The sequence below is a fragment of the Streptomyces broussonetiae genome, from assembly GCF_009796285.1.
Lineage (GTDB): Bacteria > Actinomycetota > Actinomycetes > Streptomycetales > Streptomycetaceae > Streptomyces > Streptomyces broussonetiae.
In genome coordinates this window covers 1,103,120-1,127,999 of sequence record NZ_CP047020.1, presented here as the reverse complement: position 1 = coordinate 1,127,999, position 24,880 = coordinate 1,103,120, and the positions used below count along the sequence as shown (strand labels likewise).

Here is a 24,880-nt window from a genome sequence, read left to right as displayed (position 1 = left end):
GGGCCCGGAGGCCAGCGGTCCCGTTGCGGAACCGCGAAGAAGATAACGGGGGGGGAACCGGACGCACCCGGCATCAGTCGCACCGTCAGAGGTGCTCGTCGCAGGGGTACTTGAGCCGCGGAGTCGTGGATTCCGTACGGCCTGGTCAGTGACCCAGGCATAGGGAAAACCCTCGAATGCCCTCACCGTGACTGACATGTGCGGGTCAACGCTGAAATCCTTCCTCAGCGCACCGCACCTGCTGGGTGCGCACGGATCACAGTTCCGCACAGCTCAGCTCGCCCGGGCAGCAGACCCGGCTGCCCGTCTGTCACCGGCCGCAACCCGGCGGCCGCAGCAGAAGGAGTACGAGTGAGACCCCACAGACCCGTTCCCCGCAGAGGTCGCAGGAGCGCCACGGTCGGAGCCGCCCTGATCTCCACCGCGGCCTTCCTCGCGGTCGGCATCCAGGCCGGCCCGGCGAGCGCCAAGCCCGCCGGTGCCCACCCCAGCCCGCTGCGCACCGGCAGCCTGGAGGCCCGGCTCAGCCCGGCCCAGCACCAGGCGCTCATGAAGGACGCCCGGCAGCGCACCGCCACGACCGCCCGTACGCTCGGGCTCGGCGCCCAGGAGAAGCTGGTCGTCAAGGATGTCGTCAAGGACGTCGACGGCACCGTGCACACCCGTTACGAGCGCACCTACGCGGGTCTGCCCGTCCTCGGCGGCGACCTCGTCGTGCACACCCCGCCCGCCTCCCTGGCCGCGGGCACCGTGAGCGCCACCTACAACAACAAGCACAGGATCCAGGTCGCCTCCACCACCGCGACCTTCACCAAGGCGGCCGCCGAGAACAAGGCGCTCAAGGCCGCCAGGGCGCTCGACGCCGCGAAGCCCGCCACCGACAGCGCCCGCAAGGTGATCTGGGCCGGCACCGGCACCCCGAAGCTCGCCTGGGAGACGGTGGTCGGCGGCTTCCAGGACGACGGCACGCCCAGCCAGCTGCACGTCATCACCGACGCCACCACCGGCAAGGAGCTGTACCGGTACCAGGCGATCAGGACGGGCATCGGCAACACCCGCTACAGCGGCCAGGTCACGCTGACCACGACCCAGTCGGGTTCGACGTACACGCTGACCGACGGGGCGCGCGGCGGCCACAAGACGTACAACCTCAACCACGGCTCCTCGGGCACCGGCACGCTGTTCTCGCAGACCAGTGACACCTGGGGCGACGGCACCAACTCCAACGCCGCGACCGCGGGCGCGGACGCCCACTACGGGGCGCAGGAGACCTGGGACTTCTACAAGAACACCTTCGGCCGCAGCGGCATCAGGAACGACGGCGTCGGCGCGTACTCCCGCGTGCACTACGGCAACGCGTACGTGAACGCGTTCTGGGACGACAGCTGCTTCTGCATGACCTACGGCGACGGCTCGGGCAACAACGACCCACTGACCGCCCTCGACGTGGCCGGGCACGAGATGAGCCACGGCGTCACCTCCAACACCGCGGGCCTGGAGTACACCGGTGAGTCCGGCGGCCTGAACGAGGCCACCAGCGACATCATGGGCACCGGCGTGGAGTTCTACGCCAACAACAGCTCCGACCCCGGTGACTACCTCATCGGCGAGAAGATCAACATCAACGGCGACGGCACCCCGCTGCGCTACATGGACAAACCCAGCAAGGACGGCTCCTCCGCCGACAGCTGGTACTCGGGCGTCGGCGGCCTCGACGTGCACTACTCCTCGGGCCCCGCGAACCACATGTTCTACCTGCTGAGCGAGGGCAGCGGCACCAAGGTCATCAACGGCGTGACCTACAACAGCCCGACCTCCGACGGCGTCGCCGTCACCGGCATCGGCCGGGCCGCCGCGCTGCAGATCTGGTACAAGGCGCTGACGACGTACATGACGTCGAGCACCGACTACGCCGGTGCCCGTACCGCCGCCCTGAACGCGGCCACCGCGCTGTACGGCGCCAACTCGACCCAGTACGCCGGGGTTGCCAACGCCTTCGCCGGCATCAACGTCGGCAGCCATGTCACCCCGCCGGGCAACGGGGTCACGGTCACCAGCCCGGGCAACCAGACCTCCACCGTCGGCACGGCCGTCAGCCTCCAGGTCCAGGCGAGCAGCACCAACAGCGGCGCGCTGACCTACAGCGCCTCCGGGCTGCCCGCGGGCCTGTCGATCAACAGCTCGAGCGGCCTGATCACCGGCACGCCCACCACCGCCGGGACCTCCAACACCACGGTGACGGTGACCGACTCCACCGGTGCCACCGGCACGGCGACCTTCACCTGGACGGTCAACTCCGGTGGCGGAGGTGGGGGTTGCACCTCGACCCAGCTGCTGGCCAACCCCGGCTTCGAGTCGGGCGGCACCGGCTGGACCGCGACCAGCGGCGTCATCACCACCGACAGCGGTGAGGCGGCCCACGGCGGCTCGTACAAGGCCTGGCTGGACGGGTACGGCACCTCGCACACCGACACCCTGTCCCAGTCGGTGACGATCCCCGCGGGCTGCAAGGCGACCCTGACCTTCTACCTGCACATCGACAGCGCGGAGACGACCACCGGCACGCAGTACGACAAGCTGACGGTGACCGCGGGTTCGCAGACCCTCGCGACCTACTCGAACCTCAACAAGGCCACCGGTTACAGCCAGAAGTCCTTCGACCTGTCCTCGCTGGCGGGCTCGACGGTGACGCTGAAGTTCAACGGCGTGGAGGACTCCTCGCTGCAGACCAGTTTCGTCGTGGACGACACCGCCCTGACGACCGGCTGAGCGACCACACGTACGACGCGGTCCCGCACCGAGGGGTGCGGGACCGCGGCATGTCAGCTCAGCGGATCCAGCGTGAGGTACGCCTGCTGGGGGTTGCCGTCGTTCACCAGCGACTCCTGGTTCCCGACGTCGTCGAAGGCGAACGCGTACGCCTTGCCGTCCGTCATCTGCGCATGGACGGCGCGCGCGTACTGGTTGGTCACCGCGTCCCGGTAGAAGTCCGCGGGCGTGGTGTCCGGCTGGTTGGAGTCGACCAGCAGGGTCGAGCGGTTGAAACCGGCGCACAGCGTGCGCGAGATGGGCCCGCGGACGTTGTCGTTGGGCGCGTCGAGCAGCTTGTGGCAGCCGAAGACGCTGTCCGCGTCCGGCTTCTGGAAGCTGGTGACGACCGTGCCCGAGCTGTCGGTGAAGTTCATGACATCGCCCGAGACGCGCCCGGAGTACTTGGTGCCGGGCTGGTCGGCGAACGGCGAGACGGTCAGCGTCGTGGCGGCGTACTTCTGCCAGACGCGGTTGATGTAGTCGTCCATGACGTTCGCGGGCAGGGCGCCGGTCTCCACGCCGTACAGCGGCGACAGCGCCCGCAGGACGGTGCCGTCGGAGCGGGTCTGGATCAGCCCGGCCCAGCCGCCCCCCTGCGCGCGCAGGTCGTTGAAGAATCCGGTGTATCCGGCGGACTTGAGGTGCCCGGTGGTGCTCACACTGCCGTCGGCCCGCTGCACCCCGACCGCGTAGGGCGCCGAGAACATGTCCACCTGGGTGCTGTTGAGCCACAGGCCGGAGTCGTTCAGCGTGTACTCGGACCAGTTGAACAGGATGTTCCGGTTGGGGTCGGACGGGTTCTGCACGGCGGGCTGGACCAGGCCGCCGGTGGTGAGCCGGAAGTCGAGCTTCTGTCCGTAGGAGAAGTAGATCCGGCCGGAGAACTTGGGGATCCGGATCGTCGTGGACTGTCCGGGGGTCGGACCCGCGATCGACGCGTCCGGCGCGGGTGTCGGCGGGTTGCCGCCCGCCGGCCAGGCATGGAAGGCGCCGCCCGCGTCGGCCCAGCCCTGCTGTCCGGAGGAGAGCTGGGTGCCGAGATCGTAGACGTAGACCGGTTCGGAACGGCCCGAGTTGTTGGTGATCTGCAGGGGGACGGTGTCCGGGACGGCGGCGCCGGCACGGCCTGGGGCGCCGAGGGCGAGCACTGAGCCGACCAGGGCCGCGGCGGCCACCAGGGGCAGCGCCGGGCGGGTGCGTGTGTGCGGCACTCTCCTACCTCCGTGTGGGGGTCGGGGTCGTACGGATATTGGTCCGTACCTGTCTGAGAGCGCTCTCAGACTCGTGCCGCGCCGCGTTCATGTCAATGCGTGGAACGAGATCGGCTCCCGGCGCCCGCCGGACAGCGGGAGCCGGGGACCGATCGTTCGTCCTGTGTCCGAACCGGGGTCAGAACGCGCGCTCGAGCAGGCCGAGCAGCGCCACCCAGTGCCGCTCGTACGCCTCCTCGTTGTACGCGGGGGTGTCCGCCTGGGTGTAGCCGTGCTGGGCGCCTTCGTAGACCTCGCACGTGTGCCGGACCCCGGCCTCGGTCAGGGCCTTCTCGAAGCGCTCGATCTGCTCCGGCGGCAGCGAGTGGTCGTTGTCGGCATGCCCGAGGTACAGCTCCGCGGTGATGCGCGGGGCACCCAGGTGCGGGCTGGCCGGATCGTCGGTGGCGAGCCCGCCGCCGTGGAACCCGGCCGCGGCCGCCACCCGCTCCGGATGCGCCGCCGCCGTCCACAGGGCGAGCCGGGCGCCCATGCAGTAGCCGGTGATTCCGACCGGCCCGTCGGCGACCACCGGGCTGTCGGCCATCCAGCGCAGGTAGGCGGCGGAGTCCCGCCCGATCATCTCCGGGTTCAGCGCGAACACGATCGGACCGAGCTTCTTCCAGATGGACGGGTCGGCGCCCGGGTCCTTGAACTCGGGCAGCTCGACGACCGGGGCCCGGCCGATGCGATAGGTGACGTTCGGCACCAGCACCGCATAGCCGGCGGCGGCCAGCCGGTCGGCCATCTTCTTCAGGTGCGGCCGCAGGCCGTAGGCGTCCTGGTAGAACAGCACGCCCGGACGGGGACGCCCGTCCGCGGGGTGGACGAGGTAGGCGTCAGCGACGCCGTCCTCGGTCTGGATGTCGAGGTCGGTCCGCTGGAGTTCGGTCATGGTGAGCAAGCCTCCCTGGGGGAAAGGGCGTCGGACGGCGGTCGTCCCCGGCGCCGACGCTACGGCCCATGCTGCCACGCAAGATCGGCGTTGCCGCACCCGGTGTGCCGCGGCCCACACGCTCACTCGAAGCGGCTGGTGTCCCCGGCGCCGCGCCGGACGATCTCCGCCCCGCCGCCGGAGAAGTCCACGACGGTGGTCGGCTCGGTACCGCACTCACCGGAGTCCACCACCGCGTCCACCGCATGGTCGAGCCGGTCCTTGATCTCCCAGCCCTGGGTCAGCGGCTCCTCCTCGTCCGGCAGCAGCAACGTGCTGGACAGCAGCGGCTCGCCCAGCTCCGCCAGCAGTGCCTGGGTGACCACATGGTCGGGGATGCGCACGCCCACGGTCTTCTTCTTCGGGTGCAGCAGCTTGCGCGGCACCTCACGGGTGGCCGGCAGGATGAAGGTGTAGCTGCCGGGAGTGGACGCCTTCACGGCCCGGAAGACGTCGTTGTCCACCCGCACGAACTGGCCGAGCTGCGCGAAGTCGCGGCACATCAGCGTGAAGTGGTGCCGGTCGTCCAGATGGCGGATGGAGCGGATCCGGTCCATGCCGTCCTTGCTGCCCAGCCGGCAGCCCAGCGCGTAACAGGAGTCGGTCGGGTATGCGATGAGCGCGTCGGAGCGCACCGCGTCTGCGATCTGGCTGATGCTGCGCGGCTGCGGGTTGTCTGGGTGCACGTCGAAGTACTTCGCCACCCCTCGAGCTTATGCCGTCGCCGGGCGTGGCACGCGGAGCCCCGGAGGCCCGTTGCGGGGATGTCCATGAGTTCGCGGCCTGCCGCGGCCTGCTCACCAGGGTCACCGACTCCTCGTACGCCGCGATGCCGACGCATGAGCACGTCAGACCCGACCGCCCCGAAAGAGACCGGCAGTCTCCCGTGTACCTCCCCGATTCACGGGCATGCGACACCTGAGTCGCCCTGGGCCCCCGGCCCCGGGCGCCACCTCTCCGCCGACGGTCCACCCCCCCCGGGCCGTCGGCGGAGTTGTGTCCGCTGCCAGGGGACGCGGACGGGCCCCTTCGGGTAACGTGCCGCAGCGTATGCCCAGGTCAACGCGGAGACGAGGAGGGGGGCAGGCAGGTGGCCGACCGAGCGGGAGGGGACCCGGTGCGCGCGCAGTCGTACGACGACGGCGGCGACGGCGTCTGGGCACAGCAGTTGCTCGCCCAGCTGCGGCCCGCCGGACGCGATCTCGGCCGCCTGGTCACGTGGCTCGCCCGCAGCACCCGGGCGACGGTGTGCCTGCAGGACGCGCACGGCAGCCTGCTCGCCGGTGAACGCCTGCCCCTCGACGCCTCCCTGGTCGCCGACGTCACCGCCGGCCGGGTCGCCGCCGCGGCGCTCGAGGACGGCGAACGACATGTGCGCCTGGTCGGGATACGTCGCCCGGGGCCCGGGCCGGCCGCCGGAGCCGTACTGGCCGTCGCCCGGCCGGCCCCCTTCGACCGGCACACCGCCGAGATCCTCAAACACACCGCCGGAGTGGTGGAACTGCTGCTCAGGGAAAGGGAGTTGGCGGAGTCGGGGCGACGGCTGCAGCGGGTTACGGCCGACCTGCGGCTGGCGATCCTGCAGTTGCTGATGGTGGAGGACACCGTCTCCGCCCGCCGGGTCGCCGCCGGGCTGTGGCCGGGACTGCTGGAGCAGGACACCGCCCGCGTGTACGTCGTCGAGACCTCGCCCGTCGAACGTGACAGGCTCGCCGAGGTCTGCACGGACGCCACCGGCGGCCGGGCGCTCGTCGTGCGCTGTCCCGCAATGGACGGTCATGTCATCGTCGTCGGCCCGTCGTCCGAGGTGGGCGAACGGTTGCGATCGCTCGTCGCCGCGCGGCCCGGCACCTTCCTCGGCGGCAGCCCCCGCCAGCGCCTTGCGCTGACCGCCACCGCCTACGGCCAGGCCGTCACCGCCCTGGCGGTCGCCCGCTTCCGGCCCGAGCGGTCCGCGGTCTACGCCACCCGCACCCGCCCCGCCCGGCTGATGGACCCGGCCGCGCTGTGCGCCTGGGCCGCGGGAGTGCTGCGCCCGCTCGACAGGCTGCCGCACCATGTGCGTGCCGAACTGCTCGCCACCACCGGGCTGGGCCTGGAGTTCACCGCCGTGAGCGCGGCCAAGGTGCTCGGCGTCAGCCGGAACACGGTCCGGGCCCGGATGGACCGGTTCGCCGCGCTGCTCGGCGCCGACCTGTCCCGGCTGACCGTGCGCGCCGTCGCCCATCTCGCGCTCAACACCGAGGCGGCACACGGCCCGTGCGGCCCCGGTGGCCCCCCGGCACACCCGCCGGCCGGGGGCGAGCTGACGGATCTGCTCGGCACCCGCGCCCTGCGTTCCTGGGCCGACGGACTCCTCGGCCGGCTCGAGGAGGACGGCCGGGACCTGCGCACCACCCTGCGCGCCTGGATCGCCGCCGACGCGCACGCCGAACGCGCGGCCCAGACGCTCGGCGTCCACGCCCAGACCGTACGCGAGCACGTGCGGGCGGCCGAACCCGTGCTGGAACGCCGGCTGATGGCCGGTGGCACCGATCTGTACGAGGCCGTCCTCGCCCACCTGGTCGTCGGTGAACTGCCCGTCCCCGAACTCGACATGGCAAATCATGGCCAATCGGACTCACCTGTGCACGGGTGAGTGCCGGGCGGGCCGCGCCGGGCACCGGTGCGCTACCCCGAACCCGATATCGCACGTAAGTTCAGTGTTCCGCGGGGCACGACCGGAACGGGGGACCGGTCGGCGCCCCGCACCCGGCCGCCCGGGGCCCGAGGCGGCTGCGCAGGGGACGCCGCCCCGGACGGCCGCACCCGCTGATCACCCCGGGCACGTGCGCCTCGCGGATCACCCGCCTTGCGGCGCTGTCGAGTTGGTGGGCCGGGGGAGGACGGGTGTGGAGGCAGGTGCCCCCGCGACGCCGCCCGTGGTTCCCCGCAGCAGGCGTGCGGACGAACGGGGCATGGGCCGACTCCCGGCACGTGAGAGCCGAACGTGCGTTGGGCCTGACGTCGGAGCCCGGATCCCTGAGGATCGGAGCGCATACCGCACCGTGCCCGTCGGACCGGGAGGGCCGCGGCGCGCCGCCGAGGAGAGGAACTGCCGGCGGGATGCTTGTCCGACGGGCGGAAGGTCTCGTTCGGGCGATGGCCTCACCCGACCCGGTGAGCGGCCGGATACGGGCGTACCGGTGACGGCCCCCGGGCGTTGCCCCGGCATGAACCGCTCGTACCCGGCAGACCGCGTGGACCCGGCCCATCGCATGGATCTCCTGGACCGGATCGACCGGCCGGATCCGTCGTACCGGGGGGAGCGGCCCGGCGAGACCCGCCGGGCGGACCGGTCGCAGCGGGCGGCGGGGACGGACCGGGCCGGGCGGGAAAGCCGGGGCGACGCGGCCCGGGAGCCGATCTATGCCGGGCTCGTCACCGAGTGGCGGGCGCAGGGGCGGACCGTGCCGGCGGAACCAGAGGCGCAGGGAGCCGTACCGCCCGGGTTCGTCCCGCGTGCGCGGTCCGTGGCCGAGCGGATCTGACCACTCACCGTCCGCGCATCGGCGCGAGCACGGCCAGCGTGCCGTTGGCCTGCCGCAGCGCCTGCTCGAGGGTGCCCGGCCTATGCAGCGTGCCGGTGCCGTCGGGCGGGACGAGCCACTCCAGGAAGCGCGCAGGTCGGTACGGCGGCGGTACGGCGACCCAGGACCCCTTGGTCGCGTAGCGCAGCCCGGCGCCGACCCAGCCCCCGGACGGGTCCGGCGGCACGAAGAACCCGACCCGGCCCGCCGCCGTGTCGACCAGCGTGGGCCCCGGCACGGGCATTCCCGGCCGCCACACCAGGTCCAGGGCGAGCAGGCCGAGTCCGTCCGGGACGCTCAGCACGTCCCAGAAGCGGCCCGCCTCCAGCAGCGCGACGCCCTCACCGTGATCCCACTCCCGTTTGCAGGAGCGGGGGTCCGCCGCCGCTGCGGCCAGCCACTCCACGCCCCGCGTCCACATCGTGTTCGTCATGCGCTGCTCCGGATGTCCTCGCTCGCCTGCCTCGGCGCAGGGAACGGCCACTACCGGGCAGTTCGTGCGCCTGCACACCAACCCGGCATATGCATGCTCGTAGATATTTCTACTTGGCGGAAGGGGTGGCGCGACCTGGCGTTTGAGACGTTGTGTTCGAACTCCGGTTGCCGGTTCGTCAGTTACGGGACGGGATGCATCAACCGTCGGGGACGTGGGTGAGGTCGGCGAGCGGTCGGACGGCCGGTGGGTCGGGTGCCAGCAGGAGCATGGTGACGTCGTCGCGGACCTCGTAGCGCAGCCGTGCGAGGTCCTGCCAGACCAGCCCGGGCAGCTCGGCGGACGCGGTGCCGGTGAAGGTGGCCAGCCGGGCGGGCAGCGGATAGAAGCCGTCACCGGCGCACCGTGCCTCCCACACCCCGTCGGATGCCAGGAAGAGCCGGTCGCCCGGTTCGAGCGCCACGGTGACACCCTTGGGTGGTTCGACGCCGACCAGCCCGATCCCCAGCGGCGGACCCGGCGCGACCGTCACCTCCTCGGCGCGCCCCTCGTGCAGCAGCACCGGCGCCGGATGACCGCAGGCCACCACCCGCACGGCGCGCCCGTCGCCGGAGAACTCAAGCAGCACGCCGGTGGCGAACAGCTCTCCGTTCTGCTCGCCGGCCGAGTCCACCACCAGCCTGCGGTCCATCCGCGCCGCCACCGACTCCAGGTCCTGCTGGTCCAGCACGGCCTCCCGGAAGGCGCCCAGCAGCGACACCACCGTCGCCACCGCCGACAGCCCGTGCCCCCGCACGTCCCCCATCACCGCGCGCACCCCGGACGGCCCCGCCCGCACGTCGAAGAAGTCCCCGCCCACCAGCGTCCCGTCCTGCGCGGCCCGGTAGAACCCCGTGCACCCCACGCTGCCGACCCGGGCCGGCAGCGGTGGCATCACGGCGCGCTGCACGGCCTCGCCGACCGCCCGCGCCGCGTCCAGCTCGGCGTCCCGCATACTGCGCACATAGGACACGAACACGCTCAGCGCGGCCACGAACACGATGGTGAGCAGATCGGTGTTGCCCGGACGGTTCAGATGCGTTTCCGGCACGTTCAGCGCCACGACCACACCGACCCCCAGGACCGCGGTGGCCACCGGGCCGTACGACAGGATCGCCAGCGGCGGGATCGCGCCCAGCAGGAAGCCGACGTCGGGGGCGTCCGGCGTGAACACCGTCGCGCAGCTGACGGCCACGAGCAGCAGCACGGGCAGCACCCGCACCCACCGCGGCGGCCGCGCGCCCCGCAACCAGCCGCGATCCTCCCAGGTCCCGCGCGACGCCGAGCCGCGCACCGGTCTCACATCCCCAAGCTACGCCGCCGCCCCCACCCGGGCCTCTCGCCCCACGGGCAGGAGGGCGGCGCCGCGCCCGGCGCCGTCCGCAGGCCCTGGCCCAAGCCCGGGGGCCGAAGCCGTTGCGCAGGGGCCGGAAGCCGTACCCGAGGTGGGCGCAGGGCCGGGTGCCCTGCAGAGGGTGCCGTGATCGGCAGGGGGGCGCGAGGGAGGGCCCGGACGACGGCGCGGCGCCGGCCCGGCCCGTCGCACCGGGCCGGACGCCCCGCCCGTCCCGCTGCGGCGCCGGAGTTATTCCGCCGTGTCGGTCAGGCGCGCCTCCGCCATCGCCAGGATCTCGGTGACGCGGAGGCCGAACGCGGCGTCGCAGGCGTGCGGGCGCCCCGTGCGGGCGGCGGTCAGCAGCGCGTCGGCGGCCCGGGCGAGCGCGGGGACCGCACCCTCGGAGCTGCCCGGCAGCAGCGCCGTCCCCGCCTCACCGCGCAGCTCCACGTCCGCCCCGGCCGCCGCGGGCGGCGCCGTCAGGCTCAGCGTGAGCGCGCTCGAGGCGCCGGTGGCGTGGTCGAGGACCAGGTGCACGGTGTCCGCCGGGCCGTGCGCCGCCGCCGTCACCTGCCGTACGTCGCCGAGGACCGGCAGCAGCACCGACAGGGCGTGCGGGCCGACGTCCCACAGCGCCCCCTTCTCCCGCCGCCACGGTGAGGCCGCGAACGGGCTGTCGGACGTGAACACCGCCCCCAGCCACTGCGCCCGAGCAGTGAACCAGCCCGCCACGGCCGCCTGTTCGTCGATCCAGGCCTCCGGCTCCTTCTGGAATCGCGCGGTGAGGAAGACCACGGACGCCACCCCGGCCCGCTCCGCCGCCTCCACGACCGCCCGGCCCTCGGCGGCCGACACCGCCAGCGGCTTGTCCAGCAGCAGATGACGGCCCGCCCGCGCCGCACGCACCGCCAACTCGGCCTGCACGGACGGTGGCAGGGCCACGGCCACCGCGTCCACGTCGGCCAGCAGTGCGTCCACGTCGTCGTACGCGGCGACGTCGTACTCCTCGGCCAGTGCCCTGGCCGCCTCCGGACGGCGGCCCCACACGCCCGTGAACCGAAGGCCGGCGTGCCCGGCCAGCGCGGGGGCGTACGCGGCCCGGGCCCACGGGCCCGTTCCCAGCAGTCCGATACGCATGCAGCGTTCCTCTCTCAGAGCCGATCCCCGCACCTTCAAGATGCTGTGCTCCGGTCGCCGTCCGCACACCTGCGATCCGGATTCCCGTCCCCGGCCAGCCACTTGGCGATCTCCGCCGCGATCGGCTGACCTGTGTCCATCTCGACGAAACCGAACTGGCCCGACTGGTTGCACTCGAGGAACCACCAGATCCCGTCCGCGTCCTCCGCGAAGTCGAATGCGCCGTATGCCAGTTCCGCGCCCCTCACGTACCGCCGTACGCCCTCCGCGATGCGCGGTGGCACGTCCACGGGCAGCCAGGGGGAGACCGACGGGGTGAAGCGGACGTCCACGTCGTCCGGACGGGCGTCGGGGGCGGTGGGTTTGCGCGCGGCCAGCAGGGTGTCGCCGACGGCGGTGAGCCGGATGTCGGCGCGCTTGGCGATCCGCCGCTGAAGCAGCGTCGGACCGAACGCGACCGCCGCGAAGTCCGTGTCAGGAGCCACCCTGCTGGTCGGCACCGCACGCGGCGGCTCCTGCGGATGCGCCCCGGAGACCGGCTTGACGACCAGGTCCGGACAGCGCTCCGCGAACTCCCGCGCCGCCTGCGGGAACGTCGTGATCAGCGTGGCCGGCACAGGGAGGCCGCTGCGCTGGGCGAGATGCAGTTGCCAGGGCTTGTGGCGGGCCCGCTGGGCGGCGTCCGGATGGTTCATCCAGCGCGCGTCGGTGCAGCGCAGCATGCCGTACAGCGCCTGCGCGGACTCCTCCGTCAGCCAGGCCGACGGGTGGGCGGCGCGGGTGGCTGCGGCGCCGGGCCTGCGCACCCACACGGAACGCAGGCCGCTCATGCTCACCAGGCGCCCGCCGACGGACAGGTGACCGTGCCAGGCGCCCCGCACGTACTCGCCCGACAGCGCCACGCCGTTGGTCAGATCGGCGGGATCGAGCCGGACGACGGGCACACCGGCTTCGCCGAGCCGGAGGACCACCATGTCCGCCGTCACGTCCTCTTCACTCGTCAGGATGAGTACGGTCATCGTTCCGCGCCCGCGCTTCAGTCGTCGAAGTGCGTCTTGGAACCGGCGGTCGACGTCGTCGTCCCCAGTGCTTTCAGCGTCGCGTGGTCGGTGGCGGCGATCCGCCCGTCCGGGAGGACGTTCAACTGCAGTCCGGAGTCGTACGCATACGGAGTGGTGACGTCCAACTGCACAGCGGGCCGCGCGTAGTTGAGCGTGAACGGTTGCATGGTCTCTCCCTGGTTCGGCTTTCACGTCCTTATACGAATCGAACGGGTGAATGGTTTCCTTACGCTGCGTAATCACAGGTCGGAGGCGGTACCGTGAGGATGCTCGAACAAGGAAACAACATAACGTTGTCCCATTGTGCGGGCGGGATAGCATGGCCCGCATGGCACATGACGCCGATGACGCCGAAGACGTTCACTCCGCCGCCCGACTGCGCCTCGCCGCCCTCACGGCCGACGCCTGCGCCGACGGCGCCCCGGCGCACCGGGTGGCCCAGGACGCGGCGCTCCTCGGCCGGCTGCTGTCGGCGGCGGACCTCGGCAGCACCGGGAACGACGCGGCGGCGGACGTCACTGCGGACGACATCGGCGCCGCCCTGAGCCTCGTCGACGGCCTGCGTCATCAACTGGACCGGCTGGAGAGCCAGGTGGTGATGGAGGCCCGGCGCCGGGGCATGGACTGGCGGCAGATCGCCTGGCACCAGGGGCTGAACTCCTCCCAGGCCGCCTCGCAGCGTCACCAACGGCTGACGACCCGGCTGGAAGAGATCCGCCAGGGTGTCCGGTAGAAAGACGGATGTGGAAATGACGGACCAGCCCGATGAGCTGTTCGCGGCGGTGGACTCGCTCCTCGCGGCCGTGGACGGCGGCACCGTGCTCCCCGCTCCGGCGGAGCGGGCGCGGCTGCGCGAGGCGGCCGGCCTGACCGAGGCGGCGGTCGCGCAGGCCCTCGGCGTACGCGTGCCCAGCATCCAGGCCTGGGAGGCGGGCCGCGCCGAGCCGAGGGGTGACCGCCTGGAGGCCTACCGCCGTCTCCTCGAGGGCCTGTCCCGGCGCTACCCGGCCCCGCCCCGGCCCACCACCACGCCGGGCGCCGTCACAGCGGACCCCTCGCCCGCACCGGGTCCTGCGTCAGCCACACCACCCGGCCCGCAGACCCCACCCACCGAGTCCACCGAGCCGCCCGCCGGGCCGGGCGAGTCGGCAGACCCCCCGAGGGTCGCTCCGGGCGCCGCCCCCGGGCAGCCGACCGCTCAGGCCGGTACGCACCCCGGTGACTCGTCCCATGCCGCCCCGGCTCCGGGAGGCATGCATCGGCCCGTCCCGGAGTTCCACGGTCCGGCGCACACAGCCCCTGCTCCGGCGGTCGGTTCGCAGGGACCGGCAGCCTCCGCCCGGCCCGAGTCCGGACCCGGCGCGCCCGGCTCGGCCGCCGCCTCGCAAGCCTATGAAGCGGCCCCCGGTCCGGCGGCACGACGCCCGGTCCGGCGTCCCTCCGCCAAGAGGGCCGCTTCTGGCGCGTCCCGCACCGGTGCCACCGCCACCGCCACCGCCTCCGCCGGCTCGGTTCCCGACCCGCGCTTCGCGCACGGCCCCCTCGCCGTGGTCGACGCCGCTGACGACGGCCGGGTGAGCGCGTACTGCGTCGGCGGGCTCGTGCTCGACGTGCCTGCCGCCTCACTGCCCGCGCTGGTGGAGTGGGCGCTCACCGAGGCGCGGCTCGGACAGCCCCGGTTGCACCGGTCGGGCAAGGACGCCGACCCCCTCGTCGTCCTCACCGAGTCGGCGTGTGTGCGCTACGGGCTGCCTGCGAGGCTGAGTGACGAGGAGCGGCTCGCCGGACGGATCCCCGACACGCACAAGGCCGTCCGGCAGGTGCTCAAGGCCGACTGGCGGCTCACCCGGCGCGGTTTCGGTCCCTGGGCCTGGGTCTACCGACCCGCCGAGGGCAGCCGGCGCAACAGCGTCCACTTCTGCATGCCGTCCTGGAACGCGCTGGACAGCCGGTACTGGGGCGACGCGGCCACCCTGCCCCCCGCCGAACTCGCCCATGTCCTCGGCGCGTACGCCACCCGCGTCCTCACCCCGTGCGGTTCCACGGCCGTGACGGGCCTGGAGCTGATGACCGCCCTGCACCCGCCGACCCGCGCGGTGCGCGACGAGCACGGGCAGTGGGTGTCCGCGCCGAACCCGGGTGCCCTGACCGAGGCCGTCGACTGCGCGCCCTGCGAGGCCCCGGACGGGCATCCGCTCCTCGCCCATCTGCCCCGCTTCCACGAGCGCACCCCGGGCGAGATGCTCTGCGAGGAGGCCTACGACTGGGCCCGGCCGCTGACCGACGAGGAGTGCATGCAGCCGTACCTCGTCGGCATCGACGTCAACATGGCGTTTGCGGCGGCGGCCAACCGCACCGTCGTCGGCCTCGGCGCGCCGGTCCATGTGCACAACCCCCGGTTCGATCCGGCGCTGCCCGGCTCCTGGCTGGTCGACCTCTCGCACGTCCGGCTCGACACCCGGCTGCCGAGCCCCTTCACACCGGACGGCGAGCCGCCCGAGGGCGCGGCCTGGTACGCGACGCCGACCGTGGCGTACGCCCTCGAACTCGGCTACGAGGTCGCGCCGTTGGAGGCGTACGTCCGTCCCGAGCACGGCCCGTACCTGGACTCCTGGTACGCCAGGCTGCGTGACGCGTACGTCGCCACGATGGCCGACCTCGGCGTCGTCACCGGTATGGCGCCCGAGGACTTCCTCGCGGCGATGGACGGCCACAAGGACCGCGACCCGCAGCTCGCGCTCGCGCTGTCGGCGATCAAGGCCACGGTCAAGGGCGGCATCGGCAAGCTGCGCGAGCGGGGCCGCTCCGGCTGGCGGCCGGGGGAGCGGTGGCCGGCGCTGGACCGGCCGACCTGGCGCCCGGACATCCGGGCCGCGGTCATCTCCAAGGCCCGGGTCAACATGCACCGCAAGATGCTCGCCACCGCCCGCGCCACCGGCCAGTATCCGGTAGCGGTGCTCTCCGACTGCGCGGTGTACGCCTCCGCGGGCCCGACCCCCCTCGACTTCCTGCCCTACCGGGACGGCAAGCCGCTGCCCGGTGGTTTCCGGCTCGGGGTGAGCCCCGGCATGGTCAAGCACGAGGGCACGCAGAGCGTGCTGTGGGCGGAGGGCCTGCGCGAGGAGCACGGCGACCATCTCAATCTCGCCCGCTACATCAAGTCCGGGCAGATCACCGCACCGGACGCGGAGGAGTAGCCCCGCTTCACCTCGCGAGCGCGTTCCGCGCCACCGTCAGGGCCTGTTCCGCGTAGCCGCGTCCGAACAGCACGGCGTGCACCAGCAGCGGGAACAGCTGGTGCACGCCCACCCGTTCCGGCCAACCCCCGGCGAGCGGTGCCCTCTCCTCGTATCCGGCCAGGACCCGGTCCAGATGGGGGCAGCCGAACAGCTGGAGCATCGCGAGATCGGTCTCGCGGTGTCCGCCGTGCGCGGCCGGGTCGATGAGCCGGACCTCCCCGTCGGCGCCCCACAGCACGTTGCCGTGCCACAGGTCGCCGTGGAGCCGTGCGGGCGGTTCGGCCGGCCCGGCCAGCTCCGGCAGCCGTGCGCAGACCCGCTCGAACACGGCTGCCTCGCCGGGCTCGAGCGCGGCGCGGTCGACCGCGCCGCGCACATACGGCAGCACCCGGTGCTCGGCGTACCAGCGGGGCCAGTCGGTGCCGGGCGTGTTGCGCATCGGGGCGAGTCCGATGAACGCGTCCTCGGGGCCGTCGGGCGGCGGCGCGCCCAAGCGGGGTGCGCCGGCCGCGTGCAGGTCGGCCAGGGCCTGGCCGAAACGCAGAGCTGCTTCGGGGCCCGGGCGTCCGGTCGGAACCCGCTCCGTCACCATCCAGTGCTCGTCGTGTCCGAGTACCGCCGGCACCCGGACCGCGTCCGCCGCGGCCAGCCAGCGCAGCCCGGCCACCTCGGCCCGTACGGCGCCGGGGGAGTCTGCGCGCTTGACCATCACCCGGGTGCCGCAGGCCAGCGTCACTTCGGCGGGCGATCCGGACCCCGCCGGCGCGCCGGTGACCGGGCGCCCGGTGAGCCGGGACGCCACCCGCGCCGGATCCTCGTGAGGCTCGTCTCGATAGACCACGGCCCAAGAGTACGGCGCTCAACACATGCACGATGCACGGAACTTCGAGCGTTGCTACGACTGTTTCGAGCCAAAACCAGGCAGTAACTGCCCGTACTGATCCAGTACGGTTAGCGTGAGGGCGCCGCACAGCCACACCAGGGGCACAGGGCCCCGACGGGACTAGCGCGCGGCGGAGGATTCCCTCTGTGACCACAGCATCCGTGCTGATGGCCGACGTCTTCGAAGTCCAGCCGTACACCTCCCACTGCGAGGTCATCCTGGGCGAGGGCGCGCACGCCGTGATCGGCGTGTCCCCGGGAAACAGCTATTTCTCGGCCCATCGCCTGCATGACCTCGCCCGCTGGGGACTGGACCACTTCGACAGGGTCGACTTCGTCTACACCGACCTGTACGTCGCCGAGCGGTACGAGGCGTCCGGCTATCCACCGGACGAGGCCCGGCGCAAGGCGGTGAAGAACCTGCGCGGGGTGCGCGCCAAGGTGAGGGACGCGGTGACCCGGGCCGACCCGGACGGCCTGCGGCTGGACTGGCACCCGATGTCGGAGTTCCGCACCAACCCCGCCTACCAGGAGATCCACCGGCAACTGACGGCGCGGCTGGGCTCCGACAGTGCCTTCCGGGCCGTCTGCGACACCCTGGTGAATCGGTTCCTCACCGCCCGCGGAGAGGAACCGACCGAGCGGCTGCGGGCCGTGTGCCTGGAGTACGTGTGCGCCGAGGCTCCGCTGTTCCTGGACACTCCGGCCATCCTCCAGGTGCCCTCCTCGCTCAACTGCTATCACCAACTGCTGCCGATGGCCGAGCTGTTGTACTCCCGTGGCGCCGGTCTGCGCGCCTCCCGCAACCAGGGCCACGCCGTCGTCACCCCCGCCCCCGAAGGAACCGCCGCATGACCACCGCCACCGGTATCCGCGCCGCCCACCCTCTCCTGCTCGACTTCCCGTTCTCCTGGGACGGCACCCAAGTCCCCGCCGAGGTCGAGGACATACGCGCCGTCACCCCCGTACGGCGCGTGCGGACCATCGCCGGCGACGAGGCCTGGCTGGTGTCGTCGTACGAACTGTGCGCGCAGGTACTGAAGGACGACAGGTTCTCCCTGAAGGACACCTCGGCGCCCGGGGTTCCCCGGCAGTACGCGCTCACGATCCCGCCCGAGGTCGTGAACAACATGGGCAACATCACCGGAGCCGGGCTGCGCCGGGCCGTGATGAAGGCGCTCAACCCGAAGTCGCCCGGCCTGATGGAATGGCTGCGCGAGGACGCCCACCGTCTGGTGGACCGGCTGCTTGCCGACGGCCCTACGGCCGACCTGCGCGGCGCGTTCTGCGAGCCGTACTCGGCGGGCATGCACTGCCGCATCCTCGGCATCCCGCAGACCGAGGCCCCGGCCTTCCTGCGCAGTCTGGACATCGCCTTCATGAACGCGCCGTGCCCGATCACCGGCGCGCGGATCAACTGGGACCGGGACATCGCCCGGATGGCGGCGCTGCTCGACGATCCGGCGACGCACGGCCTGATGGGCGAACTCGCCGCCCTGCGCGACGATCCCGACCAGGCGCACGTGAGCGACGAGATGCTGGCCACCGTCGGCGTCACCCTGTTCGGCGCCGGGGTCATCTCCACCTCGGGGTTCCTTGCGATGGCGCTGGTCTACCTGCTCACCCACCCCATCGCCCGCGACCTCCTGCGGGACCGCCCCGACCTGATCGGCCCCGGCGTGGAGGAACTGCTGCGGGTCAACCTCTCGATCGGCGACGCCCTGCCGCGCCTCGCCCTCAAGGACGTCAGGCTCGGCGACGTCGACGTACGCGCGGGCGAACTGGTCCTGGTGCTGGTCGAGGGAGCCAACCTCGACCCGGCCAAGTTCCCCGACCCGCACCGCTTCGACATCCACCGCGACAACACCGCCGACCACCTCTCCTTCGGTGGCGGCGCCCACTACTGTCCCGCGACCGCGCTCGGCCGCACCCACGCCCGCATCGCCCTGGAGGTCCTCCTCGACCGCCTGCCGGACCTCGCACTCGCCGTACCACCCGGCCAACTGGTATGGCGCACCGGCTTCATGAAGCGCATTCCCGAACGGCTACCGGTGACCTGGTAACGACTGGCCGCCCCCGGCTCCAGGCCCACCCGCCCCGATCCCCGCCCGCCAACCGTGCGGGGATCCGGGCGGGCTGCCGAGGGGAGGCGGGCGAGCACGGCAACGGGGCCGCCTACGGTCTCGTTCCCCGGTCCGGGGCGGCAGCCGCGGGGCTTGCGGCGGCTGCCCGGCGGCCTGTGCAGGGTTTGGTCGGTGGTGGACGGGGTCCGCCGGGTGCGCGGCGGCGTTCTCGCGGGTTCCGTTCCGGCCGGTGGCGGGTGGTGCGTGGGCCGGGGCGGCTCACCGCCCGGTTCCCCAGGGGGGTGCACGCCGCCGGGGCCTTGGGGCAGGTCCCGGACGGTTCCGCCGGGTGTCGCCGGTGGGGTTCACCGGTGTGGCCGGCGGGTCACGGGGTCTCGTCCGGGGCGGTTTCCCGACAGGCCTGCCCGGCCCGGTCGGCGGCTTACGGGGAGTGATGCCGGGCCGGAGGTCTTCGGTGGGCTCGCCGGGGACCTGTCAGAGCGTGGCGGTGTACGACCCCCGGGTCATGCCCACCGGGTTGCCCGCCGGCAGTAGCCCGGACGTTTCGACGGTGCGGGCCAGCGGGGCCAGCAGTTCGGCCAGACGGGTGGTGCGGCCGGCGCCCAGTGCGGTCCACGGGTGCTCGGCGGCCGCGTCGGTCAGTGCCTCGACCTGCAGGCGCAGGGCCGTACCGGCCGGGGTGAGCGATCCGTCCGCCGTGAGCAGATCCCGCTCGCACAGCCGGGCCCCCGCCGCCTCCCAGTCCGTCCGCTCCCACTTGCGCGTCTCCCGGAGGAACTCCCCGTCCGACTCGCCGGCCGCCGCCTTCAGCAGCATCGCCTCGACCGGTCCGAGCCCCTGACTCACGAGAGCCGCTACATGCGAGTCACCCCGGTGCTCGCGCAGGGTCGTCAGGCCCTGCCACAGGCGCGCGGTGGGGCGCTCAGGGCGCTCCAGCGCCTGGTTGGCGGCGGCCAGCACCCGCCCGGTGGTGTCCGCCGCGGCAGCGGCCTCCCACGCGAGGTCGGCCGCCTCTGCGAAGTCGGCGGAGCCGACCGTGTCCGCTCCGAACAGGCCGGTCATCGCCGCGTCCAGGGCGTCATGACGGGCGGTCAGCACCTCGCCGGGCGTCGCGTACGCCCAGGCGTCCGGCAGGGCCCGTGCCACCCGGGCGGGGTGGAAGACGTAGAAGCAACTGGTCACCACGGACGGCGACACGGCGCCGAGCGGCGCGGCGCGCAACGCGAAGTACCCCATCCAGTACCCGCGCAGCCCGAGCGCGTCCGCTGTCCGGCGCACCTCCGGCGCGAAGTACACGAGATCGTGCACCGGCTCGTACCGCTCCCACAGTGCACGTGCCATTCCCTCCGCCACTGCTTCCTCCCACCGCGTCGGCCTGCCGTACTGTCGGCACCAGCCTGCGTTATGACAGCGGTCATAACAAGAGGGGCGGGCAGGTGAAGCCGTCGTCGTCGGGATTCAGCCGGGCAGTGCCTGGACGCGGCCGATGCTGTTCCCGATCAGCCCGGTGAACCACACGGCCCGGTCGGGTCCGGAGGCCAGTCGGAAGGGGACCTTGGTGCTGCCGTCCGGCACGGGAAAGGCGGTCACCCTGCCCTGCGCGTCGACCCTGCCGATCCGGCCGGACTGGTCCGCGTACCGGATCCCGCCGTCGGGTCCGCGAGTGATGCCGCTCGGGCCGCTGCCGGGCCCGGGCAGCGGGAACCGGGTGACGCGACCGGTGGACCCGATCCGTTCGACGGCGATCGAGCCGGCGGCGGTCAGCCACATGCCACCCGGTCCGGCGGTGATGCCGCCCGGCAGTTCGGAGTCGCTGGGCAGCGGAAATTCGGTGATCCGGCCCGTTGTGGTGATCCGGCCGGCCTTCCCGGCGACCAACTCGGTGAACCACAGGGCGCCGTCCGCGCCCGGCGCGATGGCCGTCCGGTGGTGATGCCGGTGGGGCCGCTGTCGGGCGCGGTGGTGACCGGATGTTCCGTCACCTCGCCGACATCGGCGGCCCGGGCCGGAGCGGCGAGGGTGGTGACACCGATCAGCGCACCCAGTGCCGCCGACAGCAGCCGCCGGACGAGGGTGGTCTCGGACATGGGCTCCCCTTCTCGGCGGGCGACCCACCGGGGAACGGCCGGAATCTGATGGAATGTCGAATTCAGGCTAGGGCCGCTCGTGCGGACGTACGCGCCGTCCGTGGCAGACGGATTACGACGCCATGCCCACGCGGTACGACGCCACGCCCACACGGTACGACGCCACGCCCACGCGGTACGACGCCGTGGCTGCCGGGCGCCGGAACGTGGCGGGCACCGAGTCGGCGGCGGCCTCCGAGGCCGGCCGATGCACAGCGCGCCGCCGCGCCGCGAGCGTGGCCGGGCAGTGGAGGCCATGCGCTCCGCACCGGGCCGCGAGACGGTCGACCGCGATGCCGGGCCGGCGGACACCCGGTGCGACGCGGGTGACGTAACGGCGATGCGCCGCGCGACGGGGGCGCCACGCCGGTGGATTCCCCCGGATGGAGGCTTGAACAGAGCGATCACTGGGGCAGGATGCGCCGCGCGACGGGGGCGCCACGCCGGTGGATTCCCCCGGATGGAGGCTTGAACAGAGCGATCACTGGGGCAGACGGGTGGCTCGATAACCCGGGTGGGTGGCTCGGATGGTGGGAGTTCGGGCCCTCGCTGACGGTGGTTCATGTCGAGGTCGGGTCTCTTCAGCTGATGACGTATCCGCTGCCCGGTCACGACGGAAGGACATCGCTATGCGTTCTGCCCGCAGGCTCCTGGCCTCGGCGGCCGTCACTGCCGCCGTTGCCTTCGCTACGCCCGGCGCCGCGCTCGCCGCCGCCCATCTGGGAGACGACGGGGGCCGCGACGACTCCTCCTACAGCCAGGACCGCGGTCGCGACGGCAATCGCGACGGAGGGTCCAACTACGACAACGGCCGGAACTACGACAACGGCCGCGACAACAACAATCGCGGAGACGGCAACGAGAACGGCCGCGGACACGACGAGGTACGCGGGGGAATTCACGCAGGTGGCGGAGCCCTCGCCCTCGTGCGCGGTGATGACCATGGCGGTGACGGCGGCGGTGACCGCGGCCGGGGCGGCGACGGCGGCCGCGGTGGGGACAACGACCGCGGCGGTGACCGGGGAGGGGACCGTGGCGGTGACCGGGGAGGGGACCGTGGCGGCGACCGCGGTGGGGACCGCGGTGGGGACCGAGGCGGTGACCGCGGTGGGGACGGCGGGCTGCGTGGCGGCGTCCACGCGGGCGGTGGCGCCCTCGCCCTAGTACGGGGTGACGACCACGGCGGTGACGGCGACCGCGGCGGTGACGGCGGTGGCGACCGGGGTGGGGACCGTGGCGGTGACCGTGGCGGTGACCGGGGTGGGGACCGCGGCGGTGACGGCGGCGGTGACCGCGGCCGGGGTGGCGACGGCGGCCGCGGTGGGGACCGCGGTGGGGAGAACGACCGCGGGGGCGACGGACTGCGTGGTGGCGTGCACGCCGGTGGTGGCGCCCTCGCCGCAGTACGGAGTGATGACGGCGGCGGTAACGGTGACCGCGGCGGTGATGGCGGCGGCAGCCGTGACAGCGGTGGCGGTCGTGACAGCGGCGGTGGTCGTGACAGCAGTGGTGGCGGTCGTGACAGTGGTGGCGGTCGTGACAGCAGTGGCGGCGGCCGTGACAGTGGTGGCGGTCGTGACAGCAGTGGCGGTGGTCGTGACAGCGGTGGTGGCCGTGACAGCAGTGGCGGCGGTCGTGATGGCGGTAGCCGTGACGGTGGTGGCCGCGATGAACCGCGTGGTGGCCTGCACACGGGCGGCGGCGCGCTTGCCGGTCCCAGTATGACCGCAGGCGGCCTGGCGGTACTGGCCGTGGGCACGGCGGGCGTCTACCTGGTGCGTCGCCGGAGGGCCGGTCAGGCGTCCTGATCCGACGAGGCGTTCCTGAGGCTGCGGCCGCCGCCGACGAGCCCACCACGTCGGCGGTCCGCCGCCCGGGAGCGGTCTTCGTGTTCCTCCCCGTACGCCGGGCACGCCGGGCCGTGAGCACCGGTGCCCTCGTTCGACCCCCTGTTTCTGATTTTCCGTGCTGCCGTGCCTGAGCGAGGTGGTGTCCGATGGCAGCAGATCCCTCCTCCCCGACCTCCGCCGACGAGCGCAGTTCCGGCCGCGGCGGGCGCCTGACACTGTGGATCGTGGCGATCGTCGCCCTCTTCGTCAGCGTGCTCGGCGGCCACTACCGGCCGAGCGGCGCTTCGCCGAGCTCCCGTGCTTCGGGCGCCGGCGCGACGGCAGACCGGCAGCAGACCGAGCCCTGGCAGACCGAGCCCCGGCACTCCGAGTCCCTGCAGACCGAGCCGCGGCGGACCGATCCTCAGCAGGACGGCCCCGACCTGCCCCGGTCCGCACCGACCCGCCTGGTCATTCCGAAGATCGACGTGGACGCTCCCTTCACCACCTTGGCCATCGGCGCCGGGAACCAGCTCCAGCCCCCACCGGCCGACGACACCAACCTCGTCGGCTGGTACGCCAAGGGCGTCGCACCCGGCGAGAGGGGCACCGCGATCATCGCCGGGCACGTCGACACCACGACCTCCCCGGCTGTCTTCGCCAACCTCGACGAGCTGAAGAGCGGCGACGAGTTCACCGTGCAGCGTGCCGACGGTCGCGACGCCGACTTCGTCGTGGACAGTGCCCAGACCTTCGCCAAGGACGACTTCCCCAACAAGCGCGTGTACGGTGACGCGTCACGTCCCGAGGTCCGGCTGATCACCTGCGCCGGACCGTACGACCACGCGGCGAAGGACTACACCGACAACCTCGTCGTCTTCGCCCACCTCGAGTGAGCCGGCCTGTGCAAGTGACCTGAGAAGGCCCGTACGTCTCAGACGGCGCCGTCCGCGAACAGGCCGCCCGGTGCGAACGCCCGGGCGGCGAACCGCTCGCCCATCCGGCGGTGCGCGGCAGCATCCGGGTGGAGGTCGTCGGGCAGCGGCAGCTCGGCGGAGTCCGCCTCGCCGTACAGGTCACGGCCGTCCAGGTAGTGCAGATTCCGGTCCTCGGCCGCCCGCTCGCGCACGATCCGGGCCAGCTCTTTCCGGATGACGTTCAAGGTGAGCTTGCCGCCCGCCGTCTCCGCCGGGTCCCCGGCGGCCCGGAACCGCAGCCGTCCCTCCTGCAGCGAGGAGAAGTCCGGGGCGCTGGGACCCGGTGTGTCCTCGTGGATGGGGCACAGGATCGGCGAGACGACGAGCAGCGGCGTGTTGGGGTGGCCGTCGCGGACGGTGTCGAGAAAGCCGTGCACCGCGGGGCCGAACGCCCGCAGCCGCATCAGGTCGGCGTTGACCAGGTTGATGCCGAGCTTGACGCTGATCAGGTCGGCAGGGGTGTCGCGCAAGGTGCGCGCCGTGAACGGGTCGAGCAGGGCGCTGCCGCCCAGCCCCAGGTTGATCAGCTCCACCCCGCCCTGTGCGGCGGCGAGTGCCGGCCAGGTGGTGGTCGGGCTCGCCGCGTCGGAGCCGTGGCTGATCGAACTGCCATGATGCAGCCACACCTTGCGGCCCCGGTCCGCCACGGGCTCGACCGGCGCGTCGGTCCTGAGCGCGACGAGTTCGGTCGTCTCGTTGTGCGGCAGCCAGATCTCCACGTCCTTGACCGTGTCGGGCAGCCCGGTGAAGCGGAGGGTGCCGACCGGGCCGGCCCGGTGCTCGAAACTGCCGGTCGTCATGTCGATCGTGAGCGTGTTGCCTCCCTCGACCCGGCCGCTGCCGGTGAGCCGTCCGTCGACGAGCAGGTCGTACACGCCGTCCGGACGTGGCGGCACACCGACGTAGACCCGCTTGGTCGGCAGGGTGTCCAGCTCGACGGTGGTCGCGCGGGTGCGGAAGACCAGTCGTACGCCGGAGGGCTGGGACTCCGCCATGGCCAGTTGCGGGTCGGCGCACTGCGTGCGGGCGCGGGCGGGCAGCCGGTGCGGCAGCAGCCCGTGCGCGGTGTTTTCCCAGTCGAGTGCGCCGCGCAGGAGTTCCGGGGTGAGAGGCGTGGTGTGCATGGTGTCGGCCTGATTCGAAGAGAGATGCGAAGCGAAGAGAAGCGAAGAG

At 72.7% G+C, this 24,880-nt stretch carries 22 protein-coding genes; 8 read left to right on the top strand and 14 right to left on the bottom strand.

All coding sequences use genetic code 11. The features are described from left to right. Positions 1–351: 351 nt before the first annotated feature. On the top strand, positions 352–2,769 hold the full coding sequence (locus GQF42_RS05470; protein WP_158918160.1) for a M4 family metallopeptidase: 2,418 nt from the start codon (positions 352–354) through the stop codon (positions 2,767–2,769). A gap of 53 nt (positions 2,770–2,822) precedes the next feature. Here GQF42_RS05470 and GQF42_RS05465 read toward each other — a convergent pair whose 3' ends face one another. The 3 genes from GQF42_RS05465 to GQF42_RS05455 form a co-directional block, all read right to left on the bottom strand. Beyond that, positions 2,823–4,022, bottom strand: coding sequence for a glycoside hydrolase family 64 protein (locus tag GQF42_RS05465; RefSeq protein ID WP_158918158.1), 1,200 nt, complete (start codon positions 4,020–4,022; stop codon positions 2,823–2,825). A 178-nt stretch (positions 4,023–4,200) separates the two neighbouring features. Next, on the bottom strand, positions 4,201–4,956 hold the full coding sequence (locus tag GQF42_RS05460) for a dienelactone hydrolase family protein (RefSeq protein WP_158918156.1): 756 nt from the start codon (positions 4,954–4,956) through the stop codon (positions 4,201–4,203). A 122-nt stretch (positions 4,957–5,078) separates the two neighbouring features. Next, entirely contained in the window at positions 5,079–5,699 is a 621-nt protein-coding gene (locus tag GQF42_RS05455) for an L-threonylcarbamoyladenylate synthase (RefSeq protein WP_199272578.1), read from the bottom strand. A gap of 386 nt (positions 5,700–6,085) precedes the next feature. Between GQF42_RS05455 and GQF42_RS05450 the strand changes: the two genes are divergently transcribed. Beyond that, a complete protein-coding gene (locus GQF42_RS05450; protein WP_407699480.1) occupies positions 6,086–7,633 on the top strand; it encodes a helix-turn-helix domain-containing protein in 1,548 nt (515 codons plus the stop codon). 619 nt (positions 7,634–8,252) lie between these two features. After that, the gene (locus GQF42_RS05445) at positions 8,253–8,525 is read left to right on the top strand and encodes a hypothetical protein (protein ID WP_158918154.1); all 273 of its coding nucleotides are present in this window, start codon (positions 8,253–8,255) and stop codon (positions 8,523–8,525) included. Positions 8,526–8,529: 4 nt separating this feature from the next. Here GQF42_RS05445 and GQF42_RS05440 read toward each other — a convergent pair whose 3' ends face one another. The 5 genes from GQF42_RS05440 to tgmA all read right to left on the bottom strand — a co-directional run bounded on the left by GQF42_RS05440 (position 8,530) and on the right by tgmA (position 12,737). Next, positions 8,530–8,997 carry a hypothetical protein gene (locus GQF42_RS05440; RefSeq protein WP_158918152.1) on the bottom strand — a complete coding sequence of 156 codons (468 nt, stop codon included), beginning with the start codon at positions 8,995–8,997 and terminating at the stop codon, positions 8,530–8,532. A gap of 199 nt (positions 8,998–9,196) precedes the next feature. Beyond that, a complete protein-coding gene (locus GQF42_RS05435) occupies positions 9,197–10,339 on the bottom strand; it encodes a PP2C family protein-serine/threonine phosphatase (protein ID WP_158918150.1) in 1,143 nt (380 codons plus the stop codon). A 282-nt stretch (positions 10,340–10,621) separates the two neighbouring features. Beyond that, positions 10,622–11,509, bottom strand: coding sequence for a Gfo/Idh/MocA family protein (locus GQF42_RS05430; protein WP_158918148.1), 888 nt, complete (start codon positions 11,507–11,509; stop codon positions 10,622–10,624). Positions 11,510–11,544: 35 nt separating this feature from the next. Further along, positions 11,545–12,528, bottom strand: a complete 984-nt coding sequence (tgmB, locus tag GQF42_RS05425; RefSeq protein WP_158918146.1) for an ATP-grasp ribosomal peptide maturase — start codon at positions 12,526–12,528, stop codon at positions 11,545–11,547. 17 nt (positions 12,529–12,545) lie between these two features. Further along, entirely contained in the window at positions 12,546–12,737 is a 192-nt protein-coding gene (tgmA, locus tag GQF42_RS05420; protein ID WP_158918144.1) for a putative ATP-grasp-modified RiPP, read from the bottom strand. Positions 12,738–12,898: 161 nt separating this feature from the next. Here tgmA and GQF42_RS05415 point away from each other — a divergent pair, with 161 nt between their 5' ends. Continuing rightward, entirely contained in the window at positions 12,899–13,303 is a 405-nt protein-coding gene (locus GQF42_RS05415; protein WP_233273254.1) for a hypothetical protein, read from the top strand. 16 nt (positions 13,304–13,319) lie between these two features. Further along, positions 13,320–15,767, top strand: a complete 2,448-nt coding sequence (tap, locus tag GQF42_RS05410; protein WP_158918142.1) for a telomere-associated protein Tap — start codon at positions 13,320–13,322, stop codon at positions 15,765–15,767. A 7-nt stretch (positions 15,768–15,774) separates the two neighbouring features. On the opposite strand, the gene GQF42_RS05405 is transcribed toward tap, so the two are convergent. Further along, positions 15,775–16,611: a fructosamine kinase family protein gene (locus GQF42_RS05405; RefSeq protein WP_158929804.1), complete on the bottom strand. Its 837-nt coding sequence runs from the start codon at positions 16,609–16,611 to the stop codon at positions 15,775–15,777. 227 nt (positions 16,612–16,838) lie between these two features. On the opposite strand from GQF42_RS05405, the gene GQF42_RS05400 reads away from it, so the two are divergent. Next, entirely contained in the window at positions 16,839–17,546 is a 708-nt protein-coding gene (locus GQF42_RS05400) for a cyclodityrosine synthase (RefSeq protein ID WP_233273253.1), read from the top strand. Then, positions 17,543–18,754, top strand: a complete 1,212-nt coding sequence (locus GQF42_RS05395) for a cytochrome P450 (protein ID WP_158918140.1) — start codon at positions 17,543–17,545, stop codon at positions 18,752–18,754. The genes GQF42_RS05400 and GQF42_RS05395 overlap by 4 nt, the downstream gene beginning before the upstream one ends. Before the next feature lie 495 nt (positions 18,755–19,249). Here GQF42_RS05395 and GQF42_RS05390 read toward each other — a convergent pair whose 3' ends face one another. From GQF42_RS05390 to GQF42_RS05375, 4 genes are all read right to left on the bottom strand, one after another. After that, positions 19,250–20,116 carry an SCO6745 family protein gene (locus tag GQF42_RS05390; protein ID WP_233273252.1) on the bottom strand — a complete coding sequence of 289 codons (867 nt, stop codon included), beginning with the start codon at positions 20,114–20,116 and terminating at the stop codon, positions 19,250–19,252. A gap of 117 nt (positions 20,117–20,233) precedes the next feature. Beyond that, complete coding sequence (locus tag GQF42_RS47955) at positions 20,234–20,890, bottom strand: Vgb family protein (RefSeq protein WP_456115199.1); 657 nt, start codon at positions 20,888–20,890, stop codon at positions 20,234–20,236. A 619-nt stretch (positions 20,891–21,509) separates the two neighbouring features. Beyond that, on the bottom strand, positions 21,510–22,040 hold the full coding sequence (locus GQF42_RS05380) for a hypothetical protein (RefSeq protein WP_158918134.1): 531 nt from the start codon (positions 22,038–22,040) through the stop codon (positions 21,510–21,512). A gap of 21 nt (positions 22,041–22,061) precedes the next feature. After that, on the bottom strand, positions 22,062–22,592 hold the full coding sequence (locus GQF42_RS05375; RefSeq protein WP_158918132.1) for a hypothetical protein: 531 nt from the start codon (positions 22,590–22,592) through the stop codon (positions 22,062–22,064). Between the two features lie 305 nt (positions 22,593–22,897). Here GQF42_RS05375 and GQF42_RS05370 point away from each other — a divergent pair, with 305 nt between their 5' ends. Beyond that, positions 22,898–23,626, top strand: a complete 729-nt coding sequence (locus GQF42_RS05370; RefSeq protein ID WP_158918130.1) for a class F sortase — start codon at positions 22,898–22,900, stop codon at positions 23,624–23,626. 38 nt (positions 23,627–23,664) lie between these two features. Here the strand turns inward: GQF42_RS05370 and GQF42_RS05365 are convergent, their stop codons facing one another. After that, positions 23,665–24,831, bottom strand: a complete 1,167-nt coding sequence (locus GQF42_RS05365) for a GDSL-type esterase/lipase family protein (RefSeq protein WP_158918128.1) — start codon at positions 24,829–24,831, stop codon at positions 23,665–23,667. Positions 24,832–24,880 lie beyond the last annotated feature (49 nt).